This window comes from Streptomyces sp. NPDC053673 (genome assembly GCF_055585225.1).
The window spans coordinates 182794-208883 of record NZ_JBVJKN010000013.1; the positions used below are offsets into that span (position 1 = coordinate 182794).

The 26090-nt window shown below is 69.7% G+C and carries 20 protein-coding genes; 15 read left to right on the top strand and 5 right to left on the bottom strand.

Annotated elements, in window-relative coordinates:
* The first annotated feature begins 22 nt into the window (after positions 1–22).
* From ACZ6ZQ_RS20365 to ACZ6ZQ_RS20400, 8 genes are all read left to right on the top strand, one after another.
* Complete coding sequence (locus tag ACZ6ZQ_RS20365) at positions 23–1510, top strand: sensor histidine kinase (RefSeq protein ID WP_469769901.1); 1488 nt, start codon at positions 23–25, stop codon at positions 1508–1510.
* A 55-nt stretch (positions 1511–1565) separates the two neighbouring features.
* A complete protein-coding gene (locus tag ACZ6ZQ_RS20370) occupies positions 1566–1964 on the top strand; it encodes a hypothetical protein (protein WP_469769902.1) in 399 nt (132 codons plus the stop codon).
* On the top strand, positions 1964–2200 hold the full coding sequence (locus ACZ6ZQ_RS20375; protein ID WP_469769903.1) for a hypothetical protein: 237 nt from the start codon (positions 1964–1966) through the stop codon (positions 2198–2200). The genes ACZ6ZQ_RS20370 and ACZ6ZQ_RS20375 overlap by 1 nt, the downstream gene beginning before the upstream one ends.
* A gap of 119 nt (positions 2201–2319) precedes the next feature.
* On the top strand, positions 2320–4803 hold the full coding sequence (locus tag ACZ6ZQ_RS20380) for a SpoIIE family protein phosphatase (protein ID WP_469769904.1): 2484 nt from the start codon (positions 2320–2322) through the stop codon (positions 4801–4803).
* Positions 4804–5360: 557 nt separating this feature from the next.
* Entirely contained in the window at positions 5361–6602 is a 1242-nt protein-coding gene (locus ACZ6ZQ_RS20385) for a cation:proton antiporter (RefSeq protein WP_469769905.1), read from the top strand.
* Positions 6589–7047, top strand: a complete 459-nt coding sequence (locus ACZ6ZQ_RS20390; RefSeq protein ID WP_469769906.1) for a CBS domain-containing protein — start codon at positions 6589–6591, stop codon at positions 7045–7047. Before ACZ6ZQ_RS20385 ends, ACZ6ZQ_RS20390 begins: the two co-directional genes overlap by 14 nt.
* On the top strand, positions 7044–8342 hold the full coding sequence (locus tag ACZ6ZQ_RS20395) for an ArsB/NhaD family transporter (RefSeq protein WP_469769907.1): 1299 nt from the start codon (positions 7044–7046) through the stop codon (positions 8340–8342). Before ACZ6ZQ_RS20390 ends, ACZ6ZQ_RS20395 begins: the two co-directional genes overlap by 4 nt.
* A 506-nt stretch (positions 8343–8848) precedes the next feature.
* A complete protein-coding gene (locus tag ACZ6ZQ_RS20400) occupies positions 8849–9334 on the top strand; it encodes a CBS domain-containing protein (RefSeq protein WP_469769908.1) in 486 nt (161 codons plus the stop codon).
* Between the two features lie 434 nt (positions 9335–9768).
* On the opposite strand, the gene ACZ6ZQ_RS20405 is transcribed toward ACZ6ZQ_RS20400, so the two are convergent.
* The 3 genes from ACZ6ZQ_RS20405 to ACZ6ZQ_RS20415 form a co-directional block, all read right to left on the bottom strand.
* Positions 9769–10815, bottom strand: a complete 1047-nt coding sequence (locus tag ACZ6ZQ_RS20405) for an SPFH domain-containing protein (RefSeq protein WP_469769909.1) — start codon at positions 10813–10815, stop codon at positions 9769–9771.
* Positions 10816–10818: 3 nt separating this feature from the next.
* On the bottom strand, positions 10819–11250 hold the full coding sequence (locus ACZ6ZQ_RS20410) for an NfeD family protein (protein ID WP_469769910.1): 432 nt from the start codon (positions 11248–11250) through the stop codon (positions 10819–10821).
* A gap of 201 nt (positions 11251–11451) precedes the next feature.
* Positions 11452–12513 (bottom strand): PucR family transcriptional regulator, encoded by a 1062-nt coding sequence (locus ACZ6ZQ_RS20415; protein WP_469769911.1) that lies wholly within the window; start codon positions 12511–12513, stop codon positions 11452–11454.
* Between the two features lie 270 nt (positions 12514–12783).
* Between ACZ6ZQ_RS20415 and ACZ6ZQ_RS20420 the strand changes: the two genes are divergently transcribed.
* The 6 genes from ACZ6ZQ_RS20420 to ACZ6ZQ_RS20445 all read left to right on the top strand — a co-directional run bounded on the left by ACZ6ZQ_RS20420 (position 12784) and on the right by ACZ6ZQ_RS20445 (position 22764).
* The gene (locus ACZ6ZQ_RS20420) at positions 12784–13395 is read left to right on the top strand and encodes a hypothetical protein (protein ID WP_469769936.1); all 612 of its coding nucleotides are present in this window, start codon (positions 12784–12786) and stop codon (positions 13393–13395) included.
* Positions 13396–13432: 37 nt separating this feature from the next.
* Positions 13433–15478, top strand: a complete 2046-nt coding sequence (locus ACZ6ZQ_RS20425; RefSeq protein ID WP_469769912.1) for a flotillin family protein — start codon at positions 13433–13435, stop codon at positions 15476–15478.
* Positions 15479–15571: 93 nt separating this feature from the next.
* Positions 15572–20482 carry a DNA repair ATPase gene (locus ACZ6ZQ_RS20430; protein ID WP_469769913.1) on the top strand — a complete coding sequence of 1637 codons (4911 nt, stop codon included), beginning with the start codon at positions 15572–15574 and terminating at the stop codon, positions 20480–20482.
* A 218-nt stretch (positions 20483–20700) separates the two neighbouring features.
* The gene (locus tag ACZ6ZQ_RS20435) at positions 20701–21954 is read left to right on the top strand and encodes a cation:proton antiporter (protein ID WP_469769914.1); all 1254 of its coding nucleotides are present in this window, start codon (positions 20701–20703) and stop codon (positions 21952–21954) included.
* Positions 21941–22132 carry a hypothetical protein gene (locus ACZ6ZQ_RS20440; protein ID WP_469769915.1) on the top strand — a complete coding sequence of 64 codons (192 nt, stop codon included), beginning with the start codon at positions 21941–21943 and terminating at the stop codon, positions 22130–22132. Before ACZ6ZQ_RS20435 ends, ACZ6ZQ_RS20440 begins: the two co-directional genes overlap by 14 nt.
* Positions 22129–22764 carry a hypothetical protein gene (locus ACZ6ZQ_RS20445; protein ID WP_469769916.1) on the top strand — a complete coding sequence of 212 codons (636 nt, stop codon included), beginning with the start codon at positions 22129–22131 and terminating at the stop codon, positions 22762–22764. The genes ACZ6ZQ_RS20440 and ACZ6ZQ_RS20445 overlap by 4 nt, the downstream gene beginning before the upstream one ends.
* Positions 22765–23649: 885 nt before the next feature.
* Here ACZ6ZQ_RS20445 and ACZ6ZQ_RS20450 read toward each other — a convergent pair.
* Together ACZ6ZQ_RS20450 and ACZ6ZQ_RS20455 are read right to left on the bottom strand one after the other, a co-directional pair.
* A complete protein-coding gene (locus ACZ6ZQ_RS20450; protein WP_469769937.1) occupies positions 23650–24150 on the bottom strand; it encodes a MarR family winged helix-turn-helix transcriptional regulator in 501 nt (166 codons plus the stop codon).
* Positions 24151–24243: 93 nt separating this feature from the next.
* Positions 24244–25248: a PP2C family protein-serine/threonine phosphatase gene (locus ACZ6ZQ_RS20455; protein WP_469769938.1), complete on the bottom strand. Its 1005-nt coding sequence runs from the start codon at positions 25246–25248 to the stop codon at positions 24244–24246.
* Positions 25249–25493: 245 nt separating this feature from the next.
* Between ACZ6ZQ_RS20455 and ACZ6ZQ_RS20460 the strand changes: the two genes are divergently transcribed.
* Positions 25494–26021: a nitroreductase family deazaflavin-dependent oxidoreductase gene (locus ACZ6ZQ_RS20460; protein WP_469769917.1), complete on the top strand. Its 528-nt coding sequence runs from the start codon at positions 25494–25496 to the stop codon at positions 26019–26021.
* Positions 26022–26090 lie beyond the last annotated feature (69 nt).

The following is a 26090-nucleotide window of genomic DNA, read 5'->3' on the forward strand; positions in this document are numbered from 1 at the left end:
GGAACATGAAGGGACAGGGCGCATGAGGCTTTCCACGCGTATCGCGCTCGCCGTCGCCGTCACGGTGCCGGTGCTGGTGCTGGCGGCCGGCTGGCTGCTGCTCCAGCTCGTCGCGCGCGATCTGCACGCGGAGCAGGACGCTCATCTGCGGGAGCGGGCGACGCAGGTCGTCGGGGACGCGCGCCGACTGCTGCGGGTCACCGCGGCCGACCGGCCGGCCGCGGTCGAGCAGGCGCGTGAGCGGCAGTTGTACGCCTCGGCCCTGGATGTCGGCATCCGGCTCGCCGGGCCGCACGGAACCGTCTCGGGCGGTCCTCAGCCCAGCGCTTCCGTAGCCCTTCCGGCCAGCGCGGCCAGGCCGGTGACCGTCGAGGACGGGGACGACGGCTGGCGGGTCCTGTCGGTCCGCGTACAAGGATCGCGGCCGGGCGTCGACGGCACGCTGTGGCTGTTCTCGCCCGACACCGCGAGCCGGGACCAACTGGCTCTCGTCCGCAGGCGCGTGGTGACCGTGGCGCTGCCGGCCGCTCCGGTGGCAGGCCTGTTGGGCCTGGCGGTCGCCTCCCGGGCCGGCCGTCCGCTGCGCCGACTGCAGCAACGGACGAGCGGACTCGACCCGAGGGCCGACGCGGCGCGGCTCGAGCACGTCCCGACCGGCGTCACCGAGGTCGACGACCTTGCCCGGACCCTGCAGACTGTGCTCGCCCGCTATGACGAACAGGCCGCCAGAACCACCGGAGCCCTGGCCACCGCACGGTCGTTCGCGGCCGCCGCCGCGCATGAACTGCGTACGCCGCTGATGAGCATGCAGACGAATCTGGACATCCTCACCGAGCACCCCGGACTCGGACCGGCGGACCGGACGGAGGTGGTGAAGGATCTGCACAGTGAGCACACGCGGCTGCTGGGCCTGCTGGTGATGCTGCGGGAGCTGGGCCGGGGCGACCTGGTGGAGGCCGACGCGTTCGGCCCGGTGGACCTCGCGGAGGTGATCGACGCCTCGGTCGCCGATGCCCGGCGCAGACACCCCACGGCGGAGATCAGCGTGTCGGCGGTGCCGCGTCCGATCGTGTACGGATGGGAGCCAGGGCTGCGTACGCTCGTCGACAACCTCCTGGCCAATGCCCTGGTCCATGGGCGCAGCGGCGACGGCCGGGCCCGTATCGAGGTGGGGCTGCGAGCGGGCGGGCACGGCTCGGCACCGGTCGCGGTGCTGACGGTGGACGACCAGGGGCCCGGGATCCCGCCCTCGCAGCGCGACGAGGTGTTCCAGCGCTTCCGGCGCGGACCGGCCAGCCCCGGCTCCGGACTCGGCCTCACCCTCGTCGCTCAGCAGACGGCCCTGCACCGGGGCCGCGTCCGGGTCCAGGACCGGCCGTCGGGCGACGGCGCCCGGTTCGAGGTCCGCCTCCCCGTGCGAGGAGAGACCGTGCCGACGTTGCCGTCGGACCGGGGCTGGCTGATCGCAACGGCCCGGCACCCACAAGGTTTCCACAAAGTCGGCTCCTAACTTCTGTCCGGGCGCAGGCACATGGGCCTCGCCCGGCTCCAGGAGGGACACCGTCATGAGGACCGTCAAGACCGCCGCCCTGGCACTCACCGCCGTCACGGCCCTGTTCACCGCGACGGCCGCAGCCTCGGCCGACACCGGGAAACCCTCGCCTGAAGGCACGCCGACCGGTGACGGTGCGCAGGCGCTGTGCAAGCGGGTGCCGGAGATCGAGAAGCGGCTGGAGCGGGCTCTGGACCGCCTCGACGGCGACGCGACACAACGCGGGTCGATCAGCCGCCTGGAGAAGCGCGTCGAGAACGCCAGGAAGGCCGGTCACACCGAGATCGAAACGTATCTCAACGACAAGCTGACCTTCCGCCGTTCTCTCGTTCCGACGCTGGAGAAGCGGCAGAAGGACCTGGCCTCGGTGAAGTCCTGGTGCAAGGCGAACAACGACGGGGCCGAGAAGTGATGGCCCCGCGACGCGCCGCCGTCGCGGCCGCGGCTGCTGTCATATGCCTCACCGGCCTGACGGGCGTCACCGGCTGTGGGCAGGGCGGCGACGAGCAGCGCAGCGACGGGACGAGCAGCGGGGCGGCCGACGGGTCGGCAACCACCGGCCCGTCGGACGTGACGGAGATGCGCAAACTGGTGGATGCCGCGGAATCGGCTGCCGCCGCGGCGGAATCCGCCGCTGAGGAGGACTGAACCGACCGCGTTCGCCGTCGTCTCGGGCCCCGCCGGGGACGGTCTGCTCGCAGACCGTCCCCGGGGCGGTAACACTGGGAGGAAACAGGGGGTGTCGACGCAGGACAAGGCTGGTGTCCATGGGTGCATCCGATGCCGCGTACGGCGGCGGCGAACGCGAAGAACTCCCGGTGCGGGACTGGGCCCGTGTGGTGGTCGACGCGCGAGGCACGGTCACCGAGTGGAGCGCGGCGGCCGAGCGGCTGCTCGGCTACCCGGCGGACGAGGTGGTCGGCGGGTCCGTGGCCGCTCTGCTGGCCACGGCCCAGGACACGGGGGCCGCCACGGACCTGGAAGACACGGAGCGTCCCGGGGCCGGGCCGGCGGGCGGGCGGATCCTGCTGCGGCATCGCGTCGGTCGGCCGGTGAGCTGCGTCCTGGCCGTCCGCCCCGAGGCGGACGACGGCACCGCGGCGTGCTGGGCCGTGCTCCTCGCCCCCGGGGGCCGGACGGTCCCGGAGGCCGACCGGGCACTCCTGGAAGCGCTGTTCACCAAGTCCCCCGTGGGGTTGTTCGTACTCGACCCGGAGCTCCGGCTGCTGCGGTTCAACCCTGCCGCGGAAGGGATGCAGGGCGCTCCGGCCGCGGAGGCGGTGGGCCGTCGCCCCACCGAGGTGTGGCCCGGTTTCGTGGCAGAGCAGGCGGAACGGGTGATGGGCAAGGTGCTGGAGTCGGGCGAGCCGCTGATCAGCTTCGAGAAGCGTGGCCGTCCGCCGGGCGATCCCGGGCATGAGCATGCCTATTCGGCCTCCGTGTTCCGCCTCGAGGACGCCGACGGCCGGATCCTGGGAGTCGCGGACGTGGCCGTGGACGTCACCGACCGCCACCGCGCGCAGGAGCGGCTCTCGCTGCTGGCGGAGGGCGGCGCACGCATCGGAACCACCCTCGACGTGGTCCGCACCGCTCAGGAACTGGCCGATGTCGTCGTGCCGGGTCTCACCGACGGCGTCGCGGTCGAAGTGCTGGAGCCGGTGCTGCTGGGCGGAGAGCTCGAGCCCGGCCCGGTCGGTCCCGGCGCGGTGCTGCGCCGGGCCGCTTCACGGTCCCACGGGACAGACCTTCCTCCCGGCACCTACGAGGTCGGTGAGGTCAGCACCTTCCCGTTCGCGGCACCGTCTTCCCAGGCCCTGAGCGATCTGCGGCCGCGTCTGGTCAGCCGGGTGCGCGACGACAGCGACTGGGTTCTCCGTGATCCCGTCAGAGGGCGGCGCATTCTCGAGGAGAGGATTCACTCACTGATGCTCGTGCCGCTGGTCGTCCACGACCTCGTCCTGGGGGTGGTCACCTTCTACCGCTGGGGGCCACGGGGCCCGTTCCAGCAGGACGATCTGACCCTGGCCACGGAGCTCGTCCGCCGCGCGGCCGTATGCCTGGACAACGCCCGCCGCTACGTCCACGAGCACAATTCCCTGCTGGCCCTGCGGCGCGGTCTGCTCCCTCATGAACTCCCCGAGCACAAGGGAGTCGAGGTGGCCCACGAGTACGTCCACGCCGGATCCGGTGGGGACTGGGTCGACGTCATCCCGCTGTCCGGCGCCCGGGTGGCTCTGGTCGCCGGCAGCTCCTCGGGTCACGGTGTGGGAGCAGCGGCAACGATGGGGCGGTTGCACGCGGCCGTACACACGCTTTCCGACCTCGACCTGGAGCCTGACGAACTGCTCGCCCGGCTCGACCAGCTGGTGTTCCGTCTGGCCGGCGACGACAGCCGTGCGGGCACCACCTCCCCCGACGGATCCGAGCGGGCGGACAACGGATCCCCCGAGGTGGACGGCGGACCCCATCGGGTGGACGCGACCGGTTCGACCTGCCTGTATCTGATCTACGATCCCGTCTCCCGGCACTGCACCATGGCCGGAGCCGGCCATCCCGGCCCGGTCGTCGGCTGTCCGGACGGGACGGTGGCGGCCTTCGAACCCCCGGCCTCCGAGCCACTGGGCCGTCCCGGGCAGCAGTTCGGGAAGGCCGAGCTGGACCTGCCCGAGGACGCACTGCTCGCGCTGTACACCCCGGGGCTCCTCCAGGCCCACGAAGGCGGCGCGGGACGGGCCGTGCTCGAAAGCCTCGTGACCCGGCTGCCCGGTTCCGTGCGGGAGATCTGCCGCGTGCTCATCGAACGGCTGCTGCCAGGGACACCCCGCCACGACGCGGCCGTTCTCGTCGCCCGAACCCATGCGTTGAGCGACGACGACGTCGCCTCGTGGGACCTGCCGGCCGACCCGGCCGTCGTCGCCACGGCCCGTTCCCTCGCCGCCCGGCAGCTCACCTCCTGGAGCCTGGAGGAGGAGGCGTTCACCACGGAACTCATCGTGAGCGAACTCGTCACCAACGCCATCCGGTACGCCCGCGCCCCCATCCGACTGCGTTTGATCCGTGACCGCGCGCTGACCTGCGAGGTCTCTGACGGCAGCAGCTCGGCACCCCGTCTGCGGCATGCCCGCACCACCGACGAAGGGGGCCGCGGGCTGCTCCTCGTCGCGCAGCTCGCCGAGCGCTGGGGAACGCGCTTCGGCGGCGAGGGGAAGACGATCTGGACCGAGCAGCGCCTCGGCGGAGCGCCTGCGTAGCGGACGCCGGGAGGGCCCCCGCCACCGGCACCGGCCACCGGCCACCGGCCACCGGCCACCGGCCACCGGCCACCGGCCACCGGCCAAGCGACGCACATCCGGCGGCACAGAAATGCCGAGCACGAAGCCATAGGTGGGCATGGCGAAGGCCCGCCCGGTCTCCCGGCGAACGGCGGCCACGCGTGAGGAAACCATCAGGACGGCGTGAGCCTCATCAGGCAGGCAAGGGCCCTCGCTGAAGATCACTCCATCGAGTCAGGCGGGATCCGCACGGCGCCACGCGGCGGTTCGCCCCGACGGCGTCGGTGACGCGTGCGATGACCAACCCCAGCAGAGCCGAGGCCAGGAGAAGACCGAGCCTGCCTGCCTCTGCATAACCCTCCCATGTGCGGAACTCAGCCTGTGGTTGCCGGTTCCCGGCAAGCGTGAGCCGCCTGAAACGTCCGTCAGCAACCCGTCAAAGACGCGTAAGGGGCGTGTAAAGTCCCACGTGGTGTGCCGGGAAGCCTGGTCGGCGAATTCGAGAGAGCTCTCTTTGCCGATCGGGGGACATCCTCATGGTGCTCGTCGCTGTTTTCGGAGTCGCACTGCTCGTCGCGGTGCTGCTCTCCGGGCTGGCCGCCAGGACGGTCCTGTCCACCTCGCTGCTGTTCCTTGTCGGCGGTGCACTGGTCAGCGACGGTTTCCTCGGCCTGATCCACATCACGCCCGACAGTGACATCGTCGCCGTCACCGCGGACCTCGCACTCTTCGCGGTGCTGTTCACCGACGGCATGCACGTCTCCTTCCCGAAGCTGCGCGCCAACTGGAAGAACCCGGCACGGGCGCTGGGTCTGGGCATGCCGCTCGCGTTCGTCGGCATGGCCCTGGTCACGCACTACCTGGTGGGTCTGGACTGGACGACGTCGTTCCTGGTCGGCGCGGTGCTCGCGCCCACCGACCCGGTGTTCGCGTCGGCGATCGTGGGCCGCAAGGAGGTCCCGGCCAAGCTGCGGCAGCTGCTGAATGTGGAAAGCGGCGTCAACGACGGCCTCGCGCTGCCCATCGTCCTGATCCTCATCGCCGCGGCCGGCCCCACCGCCGGACATGCGGAGGCCTCGTTCGCGAAGATCGGGCTGGAGCTGGGCCTCGGGCTGGCCCTCGGCATCTTGCTGCCCTTCTTCGTCACCAGCCTCGTGCGCTTCCGGCTGCTGGGGGCGGAGCCGAAGCTGCAGCCGCTGCTGCCGCTGGCCATCGGGATCATCCTGTACGGGCTGTGCCACCTCACCCACGCCAACCCCTACCTCGCCGCCTTCTCCGCCGGTGCCGTACTCACCGCGGTATCCCCGGAAGCGAAGACGGCGTTCGAGCCGCTCGGAGAGGCGCTGGCCGAACTCGCCAAGTTCGCCGCGCTGCTCGTGTTCGGTGCTCTGCTCACCCCGCAGCTCTTCGGTGACCTTTCCTTCGGCGGATACGTCGCCGTCGTCCTGGCGATCGTCCTCATCCGGCCGGCATCGCTGCTGATATCGCTCATCGGGACGCGCTTCGAACGCCGGGAGAAGCTGGTCGCCGCCTGGTTCGGGCCGAAGGGCTTCGCATCGGTGGTCTACGGCCTGCTGGTACTCCGGTCCGGCATCCCGCAGGGCCAAGCGGCATACACCCTCATCGCCGTCTGTATCGCGGCCTCGATCATCGCCCACAGCAGCACCGACGTACCGATCGCCCGCCTCTTCCGCGTCGAGGACCTGACGGGCATTCCCGCCGACAACGAGACGGCAGCACCGCACCACAGCAAGGAGGTCGGCCATGCGCGCGCATGACCTGGCAGAGCCCTACCCCCATGTCTCGACGGACGATCCCGCCGTGGAGGCGGCGCGACTGCTCGCCGAACGCAAGCTCCCTGCCCTGCTCGTGCTCGATACGGACCAGCGGCCCTACGCCATCGTGCCGGGTTCCCAGCTCATCAAGCAGCTCGTACCCGACTACGTACTGGAAGACCCGCGCGTCGCCGCCGTGATCGACGACCGGCCCCTCGCCGAGGTCACGGAGAAGTTCGCGGGACTGACCGTTACCGAGTGGCTGCCACCGCGGACGTTCGCACCACCCGTGGTCGGGCCCGACGCGGGAGCCCTTCAGGTAGCAGCACTCATGGCCCGGACGCACAGTCCGCTGGTCGCCGTCATCGAGCGTCACGGGGACCAGACCCGGCTGGTGGGGGCCATCACGGCCGCCCGCCTGATGGAACGACTCATCGGAGAACTGTGAACGACTGGCAGAGCTGGGCCGCGATCGTCGTCTTCGCCGGCGCGTACGCCCTGATCATCAGCGAGAAGATCCACCGCGTGGGGGCCGCGCTCGGCGGAGCCGGGCTGATGCTGGCGATCGGGGCGACCGACGACAAGTCGGCCTTCTACTCCGAGCACAGCGGCATCGACTGGAACGTCATCTTCCTGCTGATGGGCATGATGATGATCGTCGGCGTGCTCAAGAAGACCGGCATGTTCGAGTACCTGGCCATCTGGTCCGTGAAGAGGGCGAAGGCCAGACCCTTCCGCGTGATGGTCATGCTGACAGTGATCACCGCAGTCGCCTCGGCGCTCCTCGACAACGTCACCACGGTCCTGCTGATCGCCCCCGTCACCCTGCTGGTGTGCGAGCGGCTCGCGCTGCCCGTCGCCCCCTTCCTGATCGCCGAGGTCCTGGCCTCCAACATCGGCGGCACCGCCACCCTGGTCGGCGATCCGCCGAACATCATCATCGCCAGCCGCGCCGGACTGACGTTCAACGACTTCCTCGTCCACCTCGCCCCACTGTCCGCGCTGCTGATACTGGTGCTGATCGCCCTGTGCCGCTTCCTCTTCCGGAAGTCCTTCCAGTACGACGAGACACGCGCCGAGGAGGTCATGGCACTGGAGGAGCGCGAGGCGATCCGCGACCCCAGGCTCCTCGTCCAAGGTCTGATCGTCCTCGCTCTGGTCGTCGTCGGCTTCGTGCTGCATCCGGTTCTGCACTACGCGCCCAGCGTGGTGGCCCTGCTCGGCGCCGGGCTGCTCATCGCCCTGTCCACCGCGAAGACCGGCGATGTGCTGGGTGAGGTCGAGTGGCCCACGCTGGCCTTCTTCGCCGGGCTGTTCATCATGATCGGCGGCCTGATCGAGACCGGCGTGATCGGCGAGGTGTCCAGGACCCTCGCGAACGCCATCGGCGACAACGAACTGGGCGGCTCCATGCTGCTGCTCGGCGCCTCCGCCGTGCTGTCCGGCATCATCGACAACATCCCCTACGTCGCCACCATGGCCCCGATCACGAGCGACCTCGTCCAGGCCATGGGCGGTGACGCCAACCACGTCATGTGGTGGGCCCTGGCCATCGGCGCCGACCTTGGCGGCAACGCCACCGCGATCGGCGCCTCCGCGAACGTCGTCGTCCTCGGCATCGCCGAACGCAACCGCACCCCCATCTCCTTCTGGCAGTTCACGAAGTACGGCCTGGTCGTCACCGCCGTGACCGTGGTCATCTCCGCGGGGTACGTCTGGCTGCGCTACTTCACCTGGGCGTGACCGATGACCACATGGACCCAGGCGGCACTCGGATGCGGCATCATCGCCGCCGCTCTCGTCATACGCACCGCACTCGGCGAGATACGCCGGCCCGACACCGCCCGACGGCAAGGGCGGTTCCTGACGAACAGGACAGCGGAGTGGTGGCAGGCGCCGCGTCCGCCGCTGCCCTTGGCACCGCGGCGGCCGTGACGGGAGTGGATCCGAGCCGTGCCGTTTGGGCACTGCTGGGCGGGGTCCTGACCGCGCTCATCGTGGACCGGATGATGGACCGCAGCACCCCCGACAGGTTGCACGACGGCACAGCGCGACGGCGGCAACGGCGCAGGAAGGATCGCGAGGACCGGCACAGGCCCAGGAGCTGAGAACCGTCCTCGTGCCGCGGAGGGGGCAGGGAGCAGGGGAGCGGTCGATCGGGGTCCGTATGTGTCGCGTCAAGGTCCTCGCTGGAATCCCGGACGTGGACGACGCTGGGAGCAGGGACATTGAACAGACGAGGAGAGGCCGTGCGAGCACGAGATCTGGCGGTTGAGTACGAAGCGGTCAGCGTCGACAGCGACGCGCTGGAGGCGGCCAGGCTGATGGCCGAGCATCGACTCCCCGGCCTCCTGGTGCTCGACCAGCACGGCGAGCCCAAGGCGATCCTCCCGGCCTCGCAGATGGTCAAGGTGCTGGTGCCCGAGTACGTGATCGAGGACCCGACGCTGGCTGCGGTCGTCGACGAGAGGCACGCCGACCGGCTGTGCCAGGCGCTGGTCGGACGCAGTGTCGGCGACTGCCTGCCCACCACCGCCGTCCCGCCACCGATCGCAGACCCCGACGACACCGCGCTGGAGGTGGCCGCGCTGATGGCCCGGGTCCGCAGCCCGCTGGTGGCCGTGGCCGAGAAGGCCAAGGACGGCACCCGCCTGCTCGGCGTGATCACCGCCGCCCATCTGCTGCACGAACTCCTCGGCGCCGTGGGCGGCGACAGCGGTACGCAACGGCCCTGACGGCCGGCGATGGCTCGCACGAGCTGACTCAGCCTCACCGAGACCAGGCAGTCGGTCCGCACCTCCCGCGCCCGAAGGACACCGCGCGACGCTATTGCCGGGAGGGGCACTAGCCATCCCTCGCCCACGGTCATCAGAGGCGGCAGCAGGAAGACGAAGAGCAGCACCCCGAGGCTGGACCACAGACCAACCCGTTGGAGGGAGAGATTCCCCGTCCCCAGTCGAGCGTGACCAGCGCCGCGAAGAGTTCGAGGCCGCCCCCACGGCCCTCATCCAGCGGAACGCCCCGTGCTCGGGACGGTGTCCTCTCTGACCACGCTGTGAACAGATATGCAAGGACAGGCCGGCAGCTGCGCAGCGCTTGGCCTACCTGAGCGTGGTCGGGCAGAGGAGGCGTTCCAGCCGGTCGTTGAGGGCCGGTCGGTTGTCGGTTCTCATTCACCGCCAGCGACAGGGCCGGCCGGGAGGGTGCCGGAGGCGATCCCATCGGTCTTGGCTGCGTCGGCGAGGGCCTCGGCGGCGGCTTCTGCGGCCCGCGCCGCGTCATCGGCGGCCTGGGCAGACCTGTCGTCCGAGGATTTCTCGCGGGTGGCCGGTGACTGGGGCAGCAGCTCGCTGAAGGCGCGCGAAACTCCCTGGAGCGCGGAGGTGACCTCGCCGGGGATCACCCAGAAGGTGCTGCCCGGCCCCTGGGCGAGCTGGGGCAGTACCTGGAGGTACTGGTAGGCGAGCAGCTTGGGGTCGGGGTCGTTGCGGTGCACGGCCTGAAACACCTCGTCGATGGCTCGGGACTGGCCCTCGGCCTTGAGGATCTCGGCCGTACGGTTGCCCTCCGCGCGAAGGACGGCAGATTGCTTGTCGCCTTCTGCGGTGAGGATCTGCGCCTGCCGTTGTCCCTCGGCTCCGAGGATCGCGGCCCGCTTGTCCCGCTCGGCCCGCATCTGCTTCTCCATCGCGTCCTTGATGGACTGCGGGGGGTCGATGGCTTTGATCTCCACCCGGTTGACTCTGAGGCCCCATTTACCGGTGGCCTCGTCCAGCACGCCGCGGAGCTGGCTGTTGATGGTGTCACGTGAGGTGAGGGTCACTTCCAGGTCCATCGAACCGACGACGTTGCGCAGGGTGGTGACGGTGAGCTGCTCGACCGCCTGGAGGTAGTTCGCGATCTCATAGGCGGCGGCTCGTGGGTCGGTGACCTGGAAGTACACGACGGTGTCGATCTCGACGACCAGGTTGTCCTCGGTGATGACCGGTTGCGGCTTGAACGAGACGACCTGTTCCCGCAGGTCGATCTCCGGATAGACGCGGTCGACGTAGGGGATGACGACGTTGAGGCCGGGGCGCAGGGTGCGGTGGTAGCGGCCGAGCCGCTCGACGTTGCGGGCGCGGGACTGGGGCACGATGCGTACCGCGCGCACCACGGTGATGACCGCGAAGAGCGCGAGGATCAGTCCGGCGACGAGGAGGGCCGAAGCTTCCATGGTTTACTCCCGCGGGTAGACGAGCGCGGTGGCGCCGCTGATCTCCATGACATCGACGCTCGTTCCGGGAGGAATCACCAGCGTCTCGTCATAGGCGCGGGCCGACCATTCCTCGCCGCCGATGCGGACCCTGCCGCCCAGGCCGGTCACCTCCGAGACCACATAAGCGGTGCTGCCGACCAGCGCGTCCACGCCGAACCGCTCCACCTGAGGCCGGAGCACGTGGCGCACCACGACGGGCCGGACGAAGAGCACGCTGACCGCGGCGGCGAGGGCGAAGACCAGGAGTTGCAAGGGCAGCGGAAGCCCGAGTGCGGCGGTGCCCGCCGCGATCAGCGCGGCACCGGCCAGCAATCCCAGCACGGCGGTGAGCGTGAAGATCTCGGCCAGAGCCAGCACCACTGCGACGATCAACCAGATCAGCCATAGGTCCATCGGGGCGTGCCCCTTCTGACGTGTGCGGTGCGCGAAGAACCTGCTGCCGCACGCTGAGCTGTAACGGTGAATCGCACTCCGGGCGACTACTCCGCGGTTTCCTGTAAAGGGTTTACCCGTACTGAATGCCGGAAATCGGACCTTTCCTCACACAGGACAGAAGACTGCACCCCGCCCGGGCCCCGCGGAGGCCCTGACTCCTCAGAGGTCCTGGTTCGGCCAGCCGAGCAGGCGGGCGCCGATGACCGCCGTCTGGAGGGTGTAGCGGTGGACGGGGTCTCCTGGGTCGGCGCCCGTGAGCTTGTGGATCCGGTCGAGCCGGTACGTCATCGCCCGCACACTCAAAGAGAGCCGCCGGGCCGCCTCGGCGGCCACACAGCCCGTGTCGAAGTACGCTGCCAGCGTGTCGATCAGCGGCTGGGCCCCGCCACGGGCGCTTCTGAGCGGGCCGAGGGCACTGCGGACGAGTTCGGCCATGGCCTGCCGGTCACGGGTCAGCACCGGGTAGACCAAGAGATCCGAGGCGTGCAGCACAGGGTCCTCCAAGCCCATGCGGTCGGCCAGCTCGAGGGCGTTCAGCGCCTCCTCGTATGAGTGCACGACTCCTCCGGCGCCGGGGTGGGCGCGGCCAACGGCCACTTGGCCGCCGCCCGTCGCCGCATAGGCCTGCTTGGCGAAGAAGCTGAGCACGTCGGACTGGTCACCCGGAGCGATGCAGATCAGCCTGCCGTCCTTCGTGGTCAGCAGGATGCGGCGGTTCCCGAAGCGCGCAACGAGCGAGGACTCGATTCCCCGCGTGACGGGGGATCCGTCGTCGTGCGGATCGGTGCCCTCCGCCACGGCGACCGCATGGGCATGGGACAGCAGCAGTCCGAAGCGTTCGGCGCGTTCAGCGAGACGGCCCAGGTCGCTGCGCCCGTGGAGCAGGTCGTCGATGAACTCCCGGCGGGCCGCCTCTTCCTGGCGCACCGCGAGACGCTGGGCTCGCTCGTGACCCTCGGCGAAGGCGTCCACGGCCTGCTCGACAGCGGCAAGAAGGTGTTCGGCAGCGGCAGACGTGAGGCCGGGCCGGACCGTCTGGGCGGCCGCGAGATGGGCCCGGACCAGCACGCGCAGTCCCATGCCTGCCTCTGCGGCCCGCTCACCCTGGCTCCGTAGCGATTCCAGCTCGTCGCGGGTCAGTCTGCGGCCGGTGGCGCAGGCATCCGCGAGAGCCTGGGCATACCCCTCCAGATACTTCTCGGGTATCTCCTGCTCCGCCACGGCCCCTCCCGTTTCTTGGCACGCCAATGACGACTTCCTGACACGCGGGGGTCAAGAGTGGCATGTGCTCCCAGCGTGTGGTGACCGGCATCAAGGATACGTAATGATTGCCGGTGGACGGCAATGCGAAGAGGAGTGCTGGGCTGTCAGGATCCATCACACCGAGGAGAGCGGACGAGAGCGGACAGCTACCTGCCGGAAGCCGGAAAGAAGCTGTGGCCGTTCCGATGCCGTCACGTGGCCTCGGTCCAGTCACGAGGGGGGATGACGATGGTCGAGTTCCTGGAGACCGCTGCCGGATTCCCCGCGGTGCTGTTCACGTCCGCGCTCGTGGTCGTCATCGCCTTCTGGCTGCTCGTGCTGCTGGGTGCCGCCGACTCCGACGCGTTCGACTCCGACGTGGACACCGACGCGCTGCATCTCGGGGGAGTGCCGGTCGCCGTGTCGGTCTCGCTGCTGATCGCCCTGGGCTGGTTCTGCAGTCTCACCGGCTCCATCGTGCTGGCTCGCACGGGTGTGTCCGGCGTCGCGTTCCATCTGCTCGGCGCGGTGCTGCTGTTCGCCTCGCTCTTCGTCGCCTGGCGGGTGACGCGGCTGCTCGTACGGCCGCTGGCGAAGTTGTTCCCCGATGAACCCGGGCCGTCCCGGCAGGACTTCGTGGGGCTGACCTGCACCATCCGCACGGGGCGGGTGGACGCGGGCTTCGGTCAGGCGGAGGTCGTCGCGCGGGACGGCTCCACGGCCGTCGTCCAGGTCCGCCAGAGCGGCAGCGACGCCCTGGCGCTCGGCAGCACGGGGCTGCTGTACGCGTACGACGACGCCGGCGAGTTCTTCTGGGTCGCGCCCTACGACGCGGCGCTCGACCCTCGTGCCGCTGCCTGAGCCCCGCTCGTTCCCACCTCTCACCCGAGGACTTCTCATGGATGCCATCACTCTGGGCATCGGTGTGCTCATCGCCGTTGTCCTGCTCATCGCCATCGCCATGCTCTTCGTGATCAGCCGGCTGTTCCGCAAGGTGGAGCAGGGAAAGGCGCTGATCGTGTCGAAGATGCGGAAGGTGGACGTCACGTTCACCGGGCAGGTCGTCCTGCCCGTGCTCCACAAGGCCGAGGTCATGGACATCTCGGTGAAGACCATCGACATCAGCCGGACCGGCCGGGACGGGCTGATCTGCAAGGACAACATCCGCGCCGACATCCGGATCTCGTTCTTCGTACGGGTCAACAAGACCGTCGAGGACGTCATCAAGGTCGCCCAGGCCATCGGCACCGCGCGCGCCAGCGACAAGGAGACCCTGCAGGACCTGTTCAACGCCAAGTTCTCCGAGGCCCTCAAGACCGTCGGCAAACAGCTCGACTTCACCGACCTCTACACCAAGCGCGACGAGTTCCGGGACCGCATCATCCAGGTCATCGGCACCGATCTGAACGGCTACAGCCTGGAGGACGCGGCGATCGACTACCTGGAGCAGACCCCGCTCGCGCAGCTGGACGCCTCGAACATCCTCGACGCCCAGGGCATCCGCAAGATCACCGAGCTGACGGCGGTCGAGCACGTCCGCACCAACGAGTACCAGCGCCACGAGGAGAAGGAGATCACCCGCCAGAACGTCGATGCGCGCGAGGCGATCCTGGAGCTGGAGCGCCGTCAGGCGGACGCCGAGATCAAGCAGCGGCGGGAGATCGAGACCGTCCGGGCCCGCGAGGAGGCCGAGACCGCACGGGTGGCGGAGGAGGAGCGGCTGCGTGCGCAGAGTGCCTTCCTGAGGACCGAGGAACAGCTCGGCGTCCAGCGTGAGAACCAGGCCCGCGAGGTCGCCGTCGCGCAGAAGAACCGCGAGCGGGTCATCGCCATCGAGAACGAGCGCATAGAGAAGGACCGGCTGCTGGAGGTCATCGCCCGGGACCGGGAGACCGAACTGACGCGGATCTCGGCCGAGAAGGAGGTCGAGGCCGAGCGACGGGAGATCGCCGAGGTCATCCGCGAGCGGGTCGCGGTGGACCGGACGGTCGCCGAGCAGGAGGAGTCCATCAAGAAGCTGCGGGCGGTCGAGGAGGCCGAACGCAACCGGCAGGCCGTCGTCATCGCCGCCGAGGCCGAGGCGCAGGAGAAGCTGGTCAAGGACATCAAGGCGGCGGAGGCCGCCGAACAGGCCGCGGTCCACCGGGCGGCGGAGGAGCTCACGCTCGCCGAGGCTCGCAACAAGGCCGCCGACATGGACGCCCGCGCCAAGATCCGGCTCGCCGAAGGCATCCAGGCCGAGGCCGCGGCCGAGGGCCTGGCCGCCGTCGCCGTACGCGAGAAGGAAGCCGACGCCATCGAGAAGGCCGGCCGCGCGGAGGCCGGGGCAACGGAGGCCCGGCTGCGCGCCGAGGCGGCAGGCACCCGCGAGAAGGCCCTCGCCGAGGCCACCGCCATCGGCGAGAAGCTCAAGGCCGAAGCCGCAGGCCTGACCGACAAGGCGGCCGCGATGGCTGCCCTGGACGAGGCGTCCCGCACCCACGAGGAATTCCGGCTGCGCCTGGAGGCGGAGAAGGCCGTCCGGCTCGCCGGGCTCGACGTACAGCGCCAGGTCGCTGAAGCGCAGGCCACCGTGCTCGCCACCGGCCTGGAGAACGCCGACATCAACATCGTCGGCGGCGAGTCCGTCTTCTTCGACCGGCTCGTGCAGTCCATCTCCCTCGGCAAGAGCGTCGACGGCTTCGTCGAGCACTCGCAGACCGCGCAGGCCCTCGCCGGACCGTGGCTGGACGGCTCCGCGTCCTTCACCGACGACCTCACGAAGATGCTGGGCGCGGTCTCCACCGCGGACGTGCAGAACCTCACCGTGTCCGCGCTGCTGATGCAGCTCATGAAGACGGGCGGGGCACCCACGGCTCAGCTGAGCCAGCTGCTCGACAGGGCGGGCGAACTCGGCCTCGCCGACACCCCGCTCACCGCGCTGAACGGCACCGCGAAGAGCTGACAGCCCCGGGGGGAGCGGTCCGGTTCCGGAGCCGCCGGACGGGGGTCAGCGGCTCCGGAACCTCAACCACACGTACGAGGGAGCGTGAACGGGATGGACAACGGCGGGGGTGGCATGGACGCCGGAACGTACGAGGTGCTGCGCGACCGGCTCGGCAGGCAGGCCACCGAGCTCGCCCGGCGCGCCAAGGCGCTCAACTCGGCCCGCACAGCGGAGTTCGGAGCCGGCGAGCTCGCCCTGGCCGGCACCGAGCGCATCAGCACCGACAGAGCCTGCGTGGCACGCGACATCGTCGCCGTCGATGACAGGCTCCTCCTCGGCCACAACACCTCCACGGCCCTGACCGCCCGCACCACGGTCGGTGACGTCTTCTCGCTGTACGACGGTGATCTGAACCGGCTGGCGGAGGACGCCTGCCCCGGTCTTCTCGACGACGCCGACTTCGTACGGGAATTCGGTGCCCTGTGCCGCTACTTCCAGGACGCACAACTGCACCGGCTGCGCGTGGTCGACGGCAGATTGCTGGCCGTCTTCCGGACCGGAAAGAAGGTCGAGGACATCCGCGTCCTGCGCTGGGAGCTCACCGCGGACGGGCGGGCGCGGTTCCTGGACGCGCGCGGGGAGCGCAACCACGTGTTTCCGCCCGCACATGACGTGGCCTGGGTGGAGACCACCCGCGACGATCACGTTCTCGGGCGGCATCCGCACATCTCCGTGGCCGACGGCGACGTCTTCGTCACGACGGTCGGTGGCAGCCTGACCGTCAAGACCGAGGACGACACGGAGTCCGACCAGGGCGTATACAGCGAGCCCGTCGACGAGCCGCTGCAGTCGCTCGCCGACGCGGAGGTCGCGTACGCCCGCGCAGGCGCGCTGATCCTGCTGCGCGTCCGCCCCTACAAGGAGGACGCCGAGCGCCATCTGGTGTTCAACACCCTCACCAAGTCCGTCGTCAGGCTCGACGGCATCGGTCAGTCCTGCCTTCGGCTGCCCGATGACCAGGGCATCGTCTTCCCCGGCGGATACTGCCTGGCCACCGGCACCGTGAAGACGTTCAACACCGATGCTGTGGAAGACCTGGAGTTCGAGCGCGTTCTGCACTCCCCCAACGGCGAGGACGTGCTGTACGCCTTTCACTCCCGCCTCGACGGCCGCCGTCTGCTCCTCTCCTACAACCAGATCCGAAAGGAGATCGCCAGCCCCCTCTCCTGCCAGGGGTACGCCCTCCTCGACGACGGCACACTCGTCCTCCTGCGCACACCCGCCTCCGAGGGCCCGGCCCACGTGCACGTCGTGCAGGTGTGGCGGAGCCCGTACGCATCCGACACGTACGCCGCCGCAGCTCCGGTCGGCTCCGGGCCGCTCGCCAGAATCGGCAACGCCGACCTGGTCCGCGGCCTGTCCGACTGCCTGGCCGTCGCCCGGCAGGTCGCCGAGACAGCCGCGACCGCCGAAACGTACGAGGCACTCGTCGCCGCATGCACCCGTACCGCCGACGCCCACCACTGGCTGGGTGACCCGGAGACGGGTGATCTGCGGACCCCGCTGGACGAGGTACGCGTCACTGCCGAGCAGGTGCTGGACGAGTTCCGGGGCGTGCAGGAGCTGACGCGGAAGGCGGCCGACGCTCTCGCCGAGTCCGCCGGGCGCATCGCCCGCCTGGTCCGGCGCATCCGCGGCGAGGCCCCCGCGAGTGCCGGGGAATGGGTCGCGCGCATCACCGAACTGCGCCAGGCGCACGGGCACCTGCTGACGCTGAAGGAGATGCGGTACGCCGACACCGAGCGCATCGACGACCTCGCGGCGGATGTGGAGGCCGACGTCGCCTCCGCGGCGCAGCGCGCCGTCGCCTTCCTGCAGCGCGAGGACTCCTTCAACGGTTACGACGCGGAGATCGAGAGGCTGACCGCCGACGCCGAGGCGATCACGACTGCTGCCGAGGCAGGGCCGGTCAACCAGCGGCTGGACGAGCAGGCCTCCGGTCTGCAGTCGCTCACCGAGGTTGTCGCGGGCCTGGAGATCGGCGACGCCACCGCGCGCACCTCCATCCTGGGACGGATTGCCGAGGTACTCGCCGGCGTCAACCGCGCCCGCGCCACCCTGGCCGGCCGACGCCAGGACCTGCTCGAACACGAGGGCCGGGCCGAGTTCGCCGCCGAATTCGCGCTGCTGGGCCAGTCGGTCACCGGCGCGCTGGCCGCCGCCGACTCCCCGGAGAGCTGCGACGCGCAGCTCGCCCGGCTGCTGCTCCAACTGGAGAACCTGGAGTCGCGCTTCGCCGACCACGACGACTTCCTCACCGACATCGCGGACAAGCGCACCGAGGTCTACGAAGCGTTCTCCACCCGCAGGCAGACGCTCCAGGACACCCGTGCCCGGCGGGCCGAACGGCTGGCGGCGTCGGCGACAAGGGTTCTGGAGACGGTCGCCCGACGGGCGTCCTCCCTGGACACCCTGGACGCGGTCAACACGTACTTCGCCTCCGACCCGATGACCGCCAAGGTCCGCCGCACCGCCGGAGAGCTCCGTGCACTCGGCGACCAGGTACACGCGGAGGAGCTCGAGGGCAGACTGAAGGCAGCACGCCAGGAGGCCGGCCGGGCGCTGCGCGACCGTACCGAGCTGTACGCGGACGGCGGCGAAACGATCAGACTCGGTCGTCACCGCTTCACCGTAAGCACACAGGCCACCGAACTCACCCTCGTCCCGCACGAGGACGGCATGGCCTTCGCCCTGACCGGCACCGACTACCGCTCGCCCGTCACAGCCCCGGATTTCCAGAACACCCGTCCCTACTGGGGCCAGCTCTTCCCGTCCGAGAACAGCGAGGTCTACCGGGCCGAACACCTCGCCGCCAGGCTGCTGGCCGAGCACGGCGCCGAAACGCTCGCCGGAACCGATCTTCCCGCCCTCGCCCGTGAGGCTGCCGAATCGGCGTACGACGAGGGGTACGAGCGCGGCATCCACGACCACGACACGGCCGTCATCCTCGCAGCCGTGCTACGGCTGCGCGAGGAAGCCGGGCTGCTGCGCTACCCGGCCGCCGCCCGCGCCGCGGCCCAGCTCTTCTGGACGTACGGAACGACGCCGTCGGCACGCGAGACATGGGCCCGCCACGCCGTATCGCTGGTACGGGCACGCGAGACCTTCGGGACGGCATCCGGTCTCGACGCGCTGCGCACCGAACTCGCCGACGCCATGGCCGCCTTCGCATCCGGACTGCCCCGCCTGCGATCACACCGCCACGCGGTCGCCGCGGAATACCTGGTCGAGGAACTCGCCACCGGGGAATCCTTCGCCACCGGCACCACGGCCCGCACCCTGCTCGACAAGTTCCGCCGTGCCGTCGGCTCCTCCCCGTACGACGAAGACGTACGCACACACGTCGAGGACAACAACCCGGCCGCCGCTCACCGGCTCGTCGAAGGCTGGCTCAGGTCGTACGCCGATGCCTGCGGGGAGGACGTCGACGCAGGCGACCTCGCCGAGGCCGTCGCCATCGAGCTCTGCCCCGACCTCCCACGCCGCGATGTCGAAGCCCCGCTGGTCAGTACCGTCAGCGGCCTGCTCGGTACGCACCCGCGCATCACCCGGAGCAACCTCCCCCTCCGCTTGGACGAATTCCTCGTCGGGACGGCGGACTTCGCCGACCGGGTGGTGCCCGGCTTCCGTGCGTACCAGCGGCTGCGCGGCACCCTCGTCGCCGCAGAGCACACCAGGCTTCGCCTGGACGAGTACCGCCCCCGGGTCATGTCCTCGTTCGTACGCAACCGGCTCGTCGACGAGGTCTACCTCCCTCTCATCGGGGACAACCTTGCCAAACAGCTCGGCGCCGCGGGGGACAGCAGGCGGACCGACAACAACGGCATGCTGCTCCTCCTCTCCCCGCCCGGCTACGGCAAGACGACCCTCATGGAGTACGTCGCGGACCGCCTCGGCCTGCTCCTGGTCAAGGTCGACGGTCCGGCGCTCGGCCACGCGACGACGTCGCTCGATCCGGCCGAGGCCCCGAACGCCACCGCCCGCCGGGAGATCGAGAAGATCAACTTTGCGCTCGCGGCGGGCAACAACGTCCTGCTGTACCTGGACGACATCCAGCACACCTCTCCCGAACTGCTGCAGAAGTTCATCCCGCTGTGCGACGCGACTCGCACCCTGAACGGCCATGACCTGCGGGGGAAGCGGTTCGCCGTGTGCATGGCAGGCAACCCCTACACCGAGTCCGGGCAGCGCTTCCGCATCCCCGACATGCTCGCCAACCGCGCCGACGTCTGGAACCTCGGCGACGTCCTGACCGGCAAGGAGCAAGCCTTCGCCCTCAGCTTCGTCGAGAACGCCCTGACCTCGAACCCGGTCCTCGCGCCGCTCGCCACACGCGACCGCGCGGACCTCGAGCTGCTGCTCCGCCTCGCCGAGGACGACCCCACGGCCCGACGCGACCAGCTCATCCACCCCTACGTCGCTGCCGAGCTCGACCGCGTTCTCGCAGTCCTGCGCCACCTGCTGACCGTCCGTAGGACCGTCCTCGCCGTCAATGACGCGTACATCGCCTCCGCCGCCCAGGACGACACCACCCGCACCGAGCCGCCTTTCCAGCTCCAGGGCTCGTACCGCAACATGAACAAGATCGCCCAGCGCATCGTGCCCGTCATGGACGACGCCGAACTCGCTTCGGTCATCGATGACCACTACACCGGCGAGGCCCAGACCCTCACCAGCGCCGCCGAGGCGAACCTCCTCAAGCTCGCGGAGCTCCGCGGCACCCTCACCCCGGCCGAGGCCGCCCGTTGGGCCGAGATCACCTCCACATACGCACGCCGCCAAGTGATGGGCGGCCCGGACGCGGACCCCCTCACGCGTGCGATCGCCGCCCTCGGCCTCCTCGCGGACAGGATTGCGGCAGTGGAGTCAGCGATCGTCCGGGCAGCCGATCCGCACCCTGCGCGCGCCCACTCACACGCGCGCCATACCGCACGGGACACAGGCGAGGGGAGACCTTCCTGAGCGACTGGAGCGAACCGCCAGCACCGCGCCGGGCATTGTTCACGGCGCGTCTCATGCACGAACGATGTTGCCGACGACCGGCAACCTCCGGCACTCTCCCGTGCCCGTCAAGGGTCTGTCAGAAGAGCGTAAGAGACGTATAAAGTCTGCTGCGGAGTGCCGGGAAGCCTGGTCGGCGAACAGAGGACAGCTGTCTTTGCCGATCGGGGGTTCCACTCATGGTGCTGGTCGCCGTCTTCGGTGCCGCTCTGCTCATCGCGGTTCTGCTCTCCGGCCTCGCAGCCCGGACCGTACTGTCGACATCGCTCCTGTTCCTCGCCGGAGGCGCGCTCGTCAGCGACGGCTTCCTCGGGCTGATCCACATCAGTGCGGACAGCGAGATCGTCGCGGTCACCGCCGATCTGGCTCTGTTCGCCGTGCTGTTCACCGACGGCATGCACGTCTCGTTCACCAAGCTGCGTGCCAACTGGCAGAACCCCGCTCGCGCTCTGGGCCTCGGCATGCCGCTCGCCTTCGTCGGCATGGCACTGGTCACCCACTACCTGGTCGGCCTGAACTGGACCATTTCCTTCCTCGTCGGGGCGGTGCTGGCCCCGACCGACCCGGTGTTCGCCTCGGCGATCGTGGGGCGCAAGGAGGTTCCTGCGAAGCTGCGCCAGCTGCTGAACGTGGAGAGCGGGGTCAACGACGGTCTGGCGCTTCCGATCGTCCTGATCCTCATCGCTGCGGCAGGCCCGGCCGGCGGCCACGCCGAGGCATCGTTCGCCATGATCGGCCTGGAGCTCGGACTGGGCCTGGCGTTCGGCGTTCTGCTGCCCCTGATTGTCAGCGGGCTCGTACGCTTCCGGCTGCTGGGCGCGGAACCCAAGCTGCAGCCATTGCTACCACTGGCGGCAGGGGTCATCCTCTACGCCCTGTGCCACCTGACGCATGCCAACCCCTACCTCGCGGCCTTCTCCGCGGGCGCCGTCGTCACCGCAGTGTCCCCGGAGGCCAAGACCGCTTTCGAACCGCTGGGCGAGGCACTTGCGGAGCTGGCCAAGTTCGCCGCCCTGTTGGTCTTCGGAGCGCTGCTGACACCGCAACTGTTCGCAGACCTGTCCTTCGGCGGATACGTCGCGGTGATCCTGGCCATCGTGCTCATCCGACCGGCGTCGATGCTGATCTCGCTCCACGGAACAAGCTTCGACCGCCGTGAAAAGCTCGTGGCGGCGTGGTTCGGCCCGAAGTGCTTTGCCTCGGTCGTGTACGGACTGCTCGTGCTCCAGTCCGGGATCCCACAAGGAGAGCAGGCGTACACCCTCATCGCCGTGTGCATCGCCTTCTCGATCGTCGCCCACAGCAGCACGGACGTCCCGATCGCCCGGATCTTCCACGTCGATGACCTCGCCGGTATCCCGGCTTCCCAGGACTCGGTATCGGCGGAGCGACCGGAGACCGGCAGCAAAGAGGACGTAGATGTACGGGCGTGACCTCGACCGGTCCAGGCGACGTGCGGTGCGGTCGCTCTCCGCAGCCGGTGCTGCGCTCGGCGGGGCGGGTGCCGTGATGTACGTGCTGCCTGGACCCGGCGTCCCCGTGCTGGGCGTCGGAGTGCTGCTTCTGCTGTGTGCGGCGATGCTGCGCTTCTTCAACCGGAGGCAGAAGTGAGGACGGAGCGGAGCGAGCAGGAGCCCCGCCGCAAGGCGCGAGGCCGCGAGCGGCGCCTGTGTCAGGACGCGCTGGCGGTGGTCATGGAGGCGCCGTCCCTCCCGCTCGTCTGGCAGGCCCGATGGCCGGGTCGAGTTGCTGCCGTCGCATGCGCCGCGTTCGCGGCACTGTCCGACCGTCCGGCCGGAGCAAGCCTGACCGACCCCCAGCCCGGTGACTTGTTCTTCGCCGTGTGGACCTCCCTGGTTGCCGCGTGGCTGTGCTGCCGGCTCGGTCTCTGGCGCATCACCGCCGACCAGGACGGGGTCCACATGCGCAGGATGTGGACGGTGAAGTTCGTGCCGTGGTCGGTGATCCGCCGAGTTGAATTCCGCCACGACGGCCTTCTGGAGTTCTTCGGTCCCGGCGTGGATGCCATGGCCGGCCTGTTCATGCCCCCGTGGGCGTGCCGCATCGCTCGCCAGAACAGCACCGGAACCTCGGCGGCCGACACCCTGACAGTGCTGGCACAGCACCCTGCTCTGCGCCCCCGTGCACAGGCGGGGAAAGCCCTGACCGGCACACCGTTCGTCCGGTGGGCACTCCCCACGGCAATCGTGCTGTACGCCGTGTCGGATCTCCTCCACCGGTGAGCGGCCCAAGAGCGAGGAGTGCGTGTGAACCCGTACCTGAACTGGGCCTTCCTGACTGCCTTCACAGTGCTCTGGCTCCCTATGGCCATCGCCCAGAGCCTCGGCCGGCAGCTGCCCTGGCTTCGCGGGCGGCGCGGCCCTGTCCGGCTGATGGGTGCGGCCGGGCTGGTGCTCTATGCGGTCGTCGTGGTCAACACGGTCCCCCGACTGGCGCGCGCCACCGCGAGGACCCTGGAATACGGCTCCTACGCCGGAGTATTGCTGTCATGGGTCTTCTGCGCTCTCCTGCTCGTGTACGGATGGAAGGCCCATGCATGCCTCAAGTCCGATCCGCGCCGGCTCCACGCGGGAGCGCTTCCGACCCAGGCCGGACCACGGCGCGCAGACGGAGTTGCTGTTCCGTGTGAACGCCGGGTGGACATCTGGTTCGTGCGGCACAGGAATCCACCGCGCCGGAAGCGCCACTTGCATGCCCCGTATTTCATGGCGTCCTGCGAGTGTGGGTGGATCGGTGAGGCACATGACACTTCTGGACCCGAGGCAGAGACTCGGGCCAGAGCCGAAGCGCGGGCACACTCCCTGAACGTGGCAAGTGAGGTGAGCCACCCACTCGACTGAGGGATTCGGCGGATATGTGCGCCGCCAGGCATTGGGGGTCCCGAGGAGGACCCTCTCCCGCGCGGTCGCCGCTCTCGGCCCACTCGCGGACCGGGTGGCCGCGGTGGAGTCCGCAACTGTGCGTGCGGCCGGGGACGCTTCGGCCGACGGAAGCGGTGGCCAGCAGGTGTTCGCGGGGGCAGTACGCAGGAGGACGGGGCGGAGCAGGTCTCCTCGTGTCCGCGGCGGTTCCGGAGTTCCGGGCCCGCCGCACTCGAATGGGGCAGCTCACCCTCTCCGATTCAGGGGTCCGTCGATCCAGCCCAGTGGATGCAAACCACCGTCTCCGTTGATGACCGCCGGTTCTCCGCCCGCCTCCGTGAATGCGGTCAGGGCGTCGATCAGAGCCGAGCGCTGTTCTGGAGCGAGGCGCTCCACGATCGTCGCGATCTCCTGCCGGCGCCTGGCGGTGACCTCGTCCACCAGCCTGCGCCCCTCGTCCGTCAGCCTGAGTACGGTCTCGCGTCGGTTGTCGGGGTTGGTCTGCCGGTCCGCCAGGCCGGCCGCGATCAGCCGGTCGATCATGCGCATCGCGGTCGAAGGATTGACACTGAGCAGGTCGGCGAGCACCACCAGCTTGGCCGAACCACGGGTGGACAGCACCACCAGCAGTCGGAACTGGGGCAGCGTCACACGGTCCTCAACAGCCGCGAGGGAGCGTGCCGAGACTGCGACCAGCAGACGGGACGCGGTCAGCACCGCGCGGGTCACCGCATCGACGTCTTCTATGCCCCGCGGGGGCTTCGAGCTCTCGGCCACACCCCCTTTCTACCGTGCCCCGGCTGCTCCACGGCCCGTACCCCGGTACACCAGCGCCACGACCTACGTCGGATCGTGGTACCGGAGCAGCAGCATGGCCGCATCGTCGTGCAGCGGCCCCTCGACGTGCTGGACCAGGTCCGCCCGCAGAGTCCGGAGAGCCGCCTCGGGGTCCGGGTCCTCGAGCAGGACGGCACGCTCGCCGAGGGGATGGAAGCGGTCCGTGTGGTCGCGGGCCTCAGTGACACCGTCGGTGTACAGCAGGAGTTGGTCACCGGGCGTGAAGTCCGCCTCGTACGGCTCCGGCCCGTTTGTGCCGTGTATTCCGAGGCCGAGAGGGAGCGCGCTGCGCGGGGGCTCGGCGAAGTCCACTGTGCCGTCGGGACGCACGATCGCGGGGGCCGGGTGGCCGTAGTTGAGCAGAGTGACGCTCCGATCGTCACCCACCTCCGCCAGTACCGCGGTGACGAACTTCTCGCCCTGCAGCTCCCGGTCGGCAACCCGTTCGAGCCGTGCGCCCACGGAGCTCAGATCGGGTTCGTCATACGCGGCCTCCCGGAAGGCACCGAGTACGACAGCCGCCGTCTCGACCGCCTCCAGGCCCTTGCCCTGGACATCGCCCACGATCACGCGTACGCCGCCTGGTGAGGCGACGACCTCGTACAGGTCCCCGCCGATCCGGGCCTCAGTGACAGCGGACGTGTACGAGACGGCCGCCCGCAGTTGTCCGGCCCTGCGCGGCACCGGCCGCAGCAGCACCCGCTGGGCGACTTCCGCGATGGAGCGGACACTGGCCAGCTCGGCCTCCCGGCGCTGCCGCATCACCGCGGCCGACAAGCCGGCCGCCGTCACACCCGCCACCGATGCCAGCGCGGTGAAGCCGCGGCGCCCGGCAAACAGCCCGTCGTAGATCCCCAACCCCAGGCAGAGGACCAGTGCGAGCCCGCCGATCAGCGCCGTGCGCCGCCAGCCGCCGACGAGCCCGGCGAAGGCGGGACCGAGCGACACCAGGGGGAGGAACCCCACCGAGGGGCCCGCGGTGACGTCGGCCACGGCGACGACGGTCATGACGGCGTACGGCAGAACGGACAGAAGAGAGTGACGTCGCGGTGTCGCTTCGGCCAAGGCGTGCCCTCCCCGCAGCGTGACAAGCGGCGCGGGCGACTCCGAGCGGCAGCCTGGCACCGCCCACAGACCACCACAAGCTTTAGCCTATGCAAAACTTTGGTTGCCGAAGCATCGTGTGTAGTGCCCCGTTACCGAACCGCAGCCGACAAATCCGCCGAACATCTCGTGCAAGGGCAGGGGGAGTCATGGCATCTCAACGCACCGAACCCTACGGGCGACCGCAACCGCCTACGGGCTGGAGGCGCCTTGTCTCCCGGCTTCCCGTCCACCTGTACCGGATCGGCCTGGGACCGATCTTCGGCAAACGGCTGCTGCTTCTCATTCACATGGGACGCATCTCCGGGGTGACCCGGCGAGTGGTCATCGAGGTCGTCGAGCGCGACCCGCAGGGCCGGTCCTGGACGGTGGCCTCCGGATACGGCCCCCAGGCCCAGTGGTACCGGAACCTCTGCGAGACCCCTCAGGCCACCATTCAGGTCGGCAGGCGCTACCACGCCGTCACGGCACGCTTCCTCCCGGCAGAGGAAGGCGCACGCATCATGACCCGGTACGCAGCGGCCCACCCGTACATGGCCGGGCGTCTGTGCACCTATATGGGCTTCACCGTCGACGGCACCTCGGCCGCCTTCCGTCGGGCCGGGGAGCAGATCCCCTTCGTGCGGCTGGAGTCCGGCCCCACCCCACCGAAGCCCTTGAGTAACAGGAGTCGCTGAACATCTCAGCGCTCACATCCGTACTCCTTGCTGCGCGCCGTGCCAGCCGCCAGCAGACAGCTCCCGACG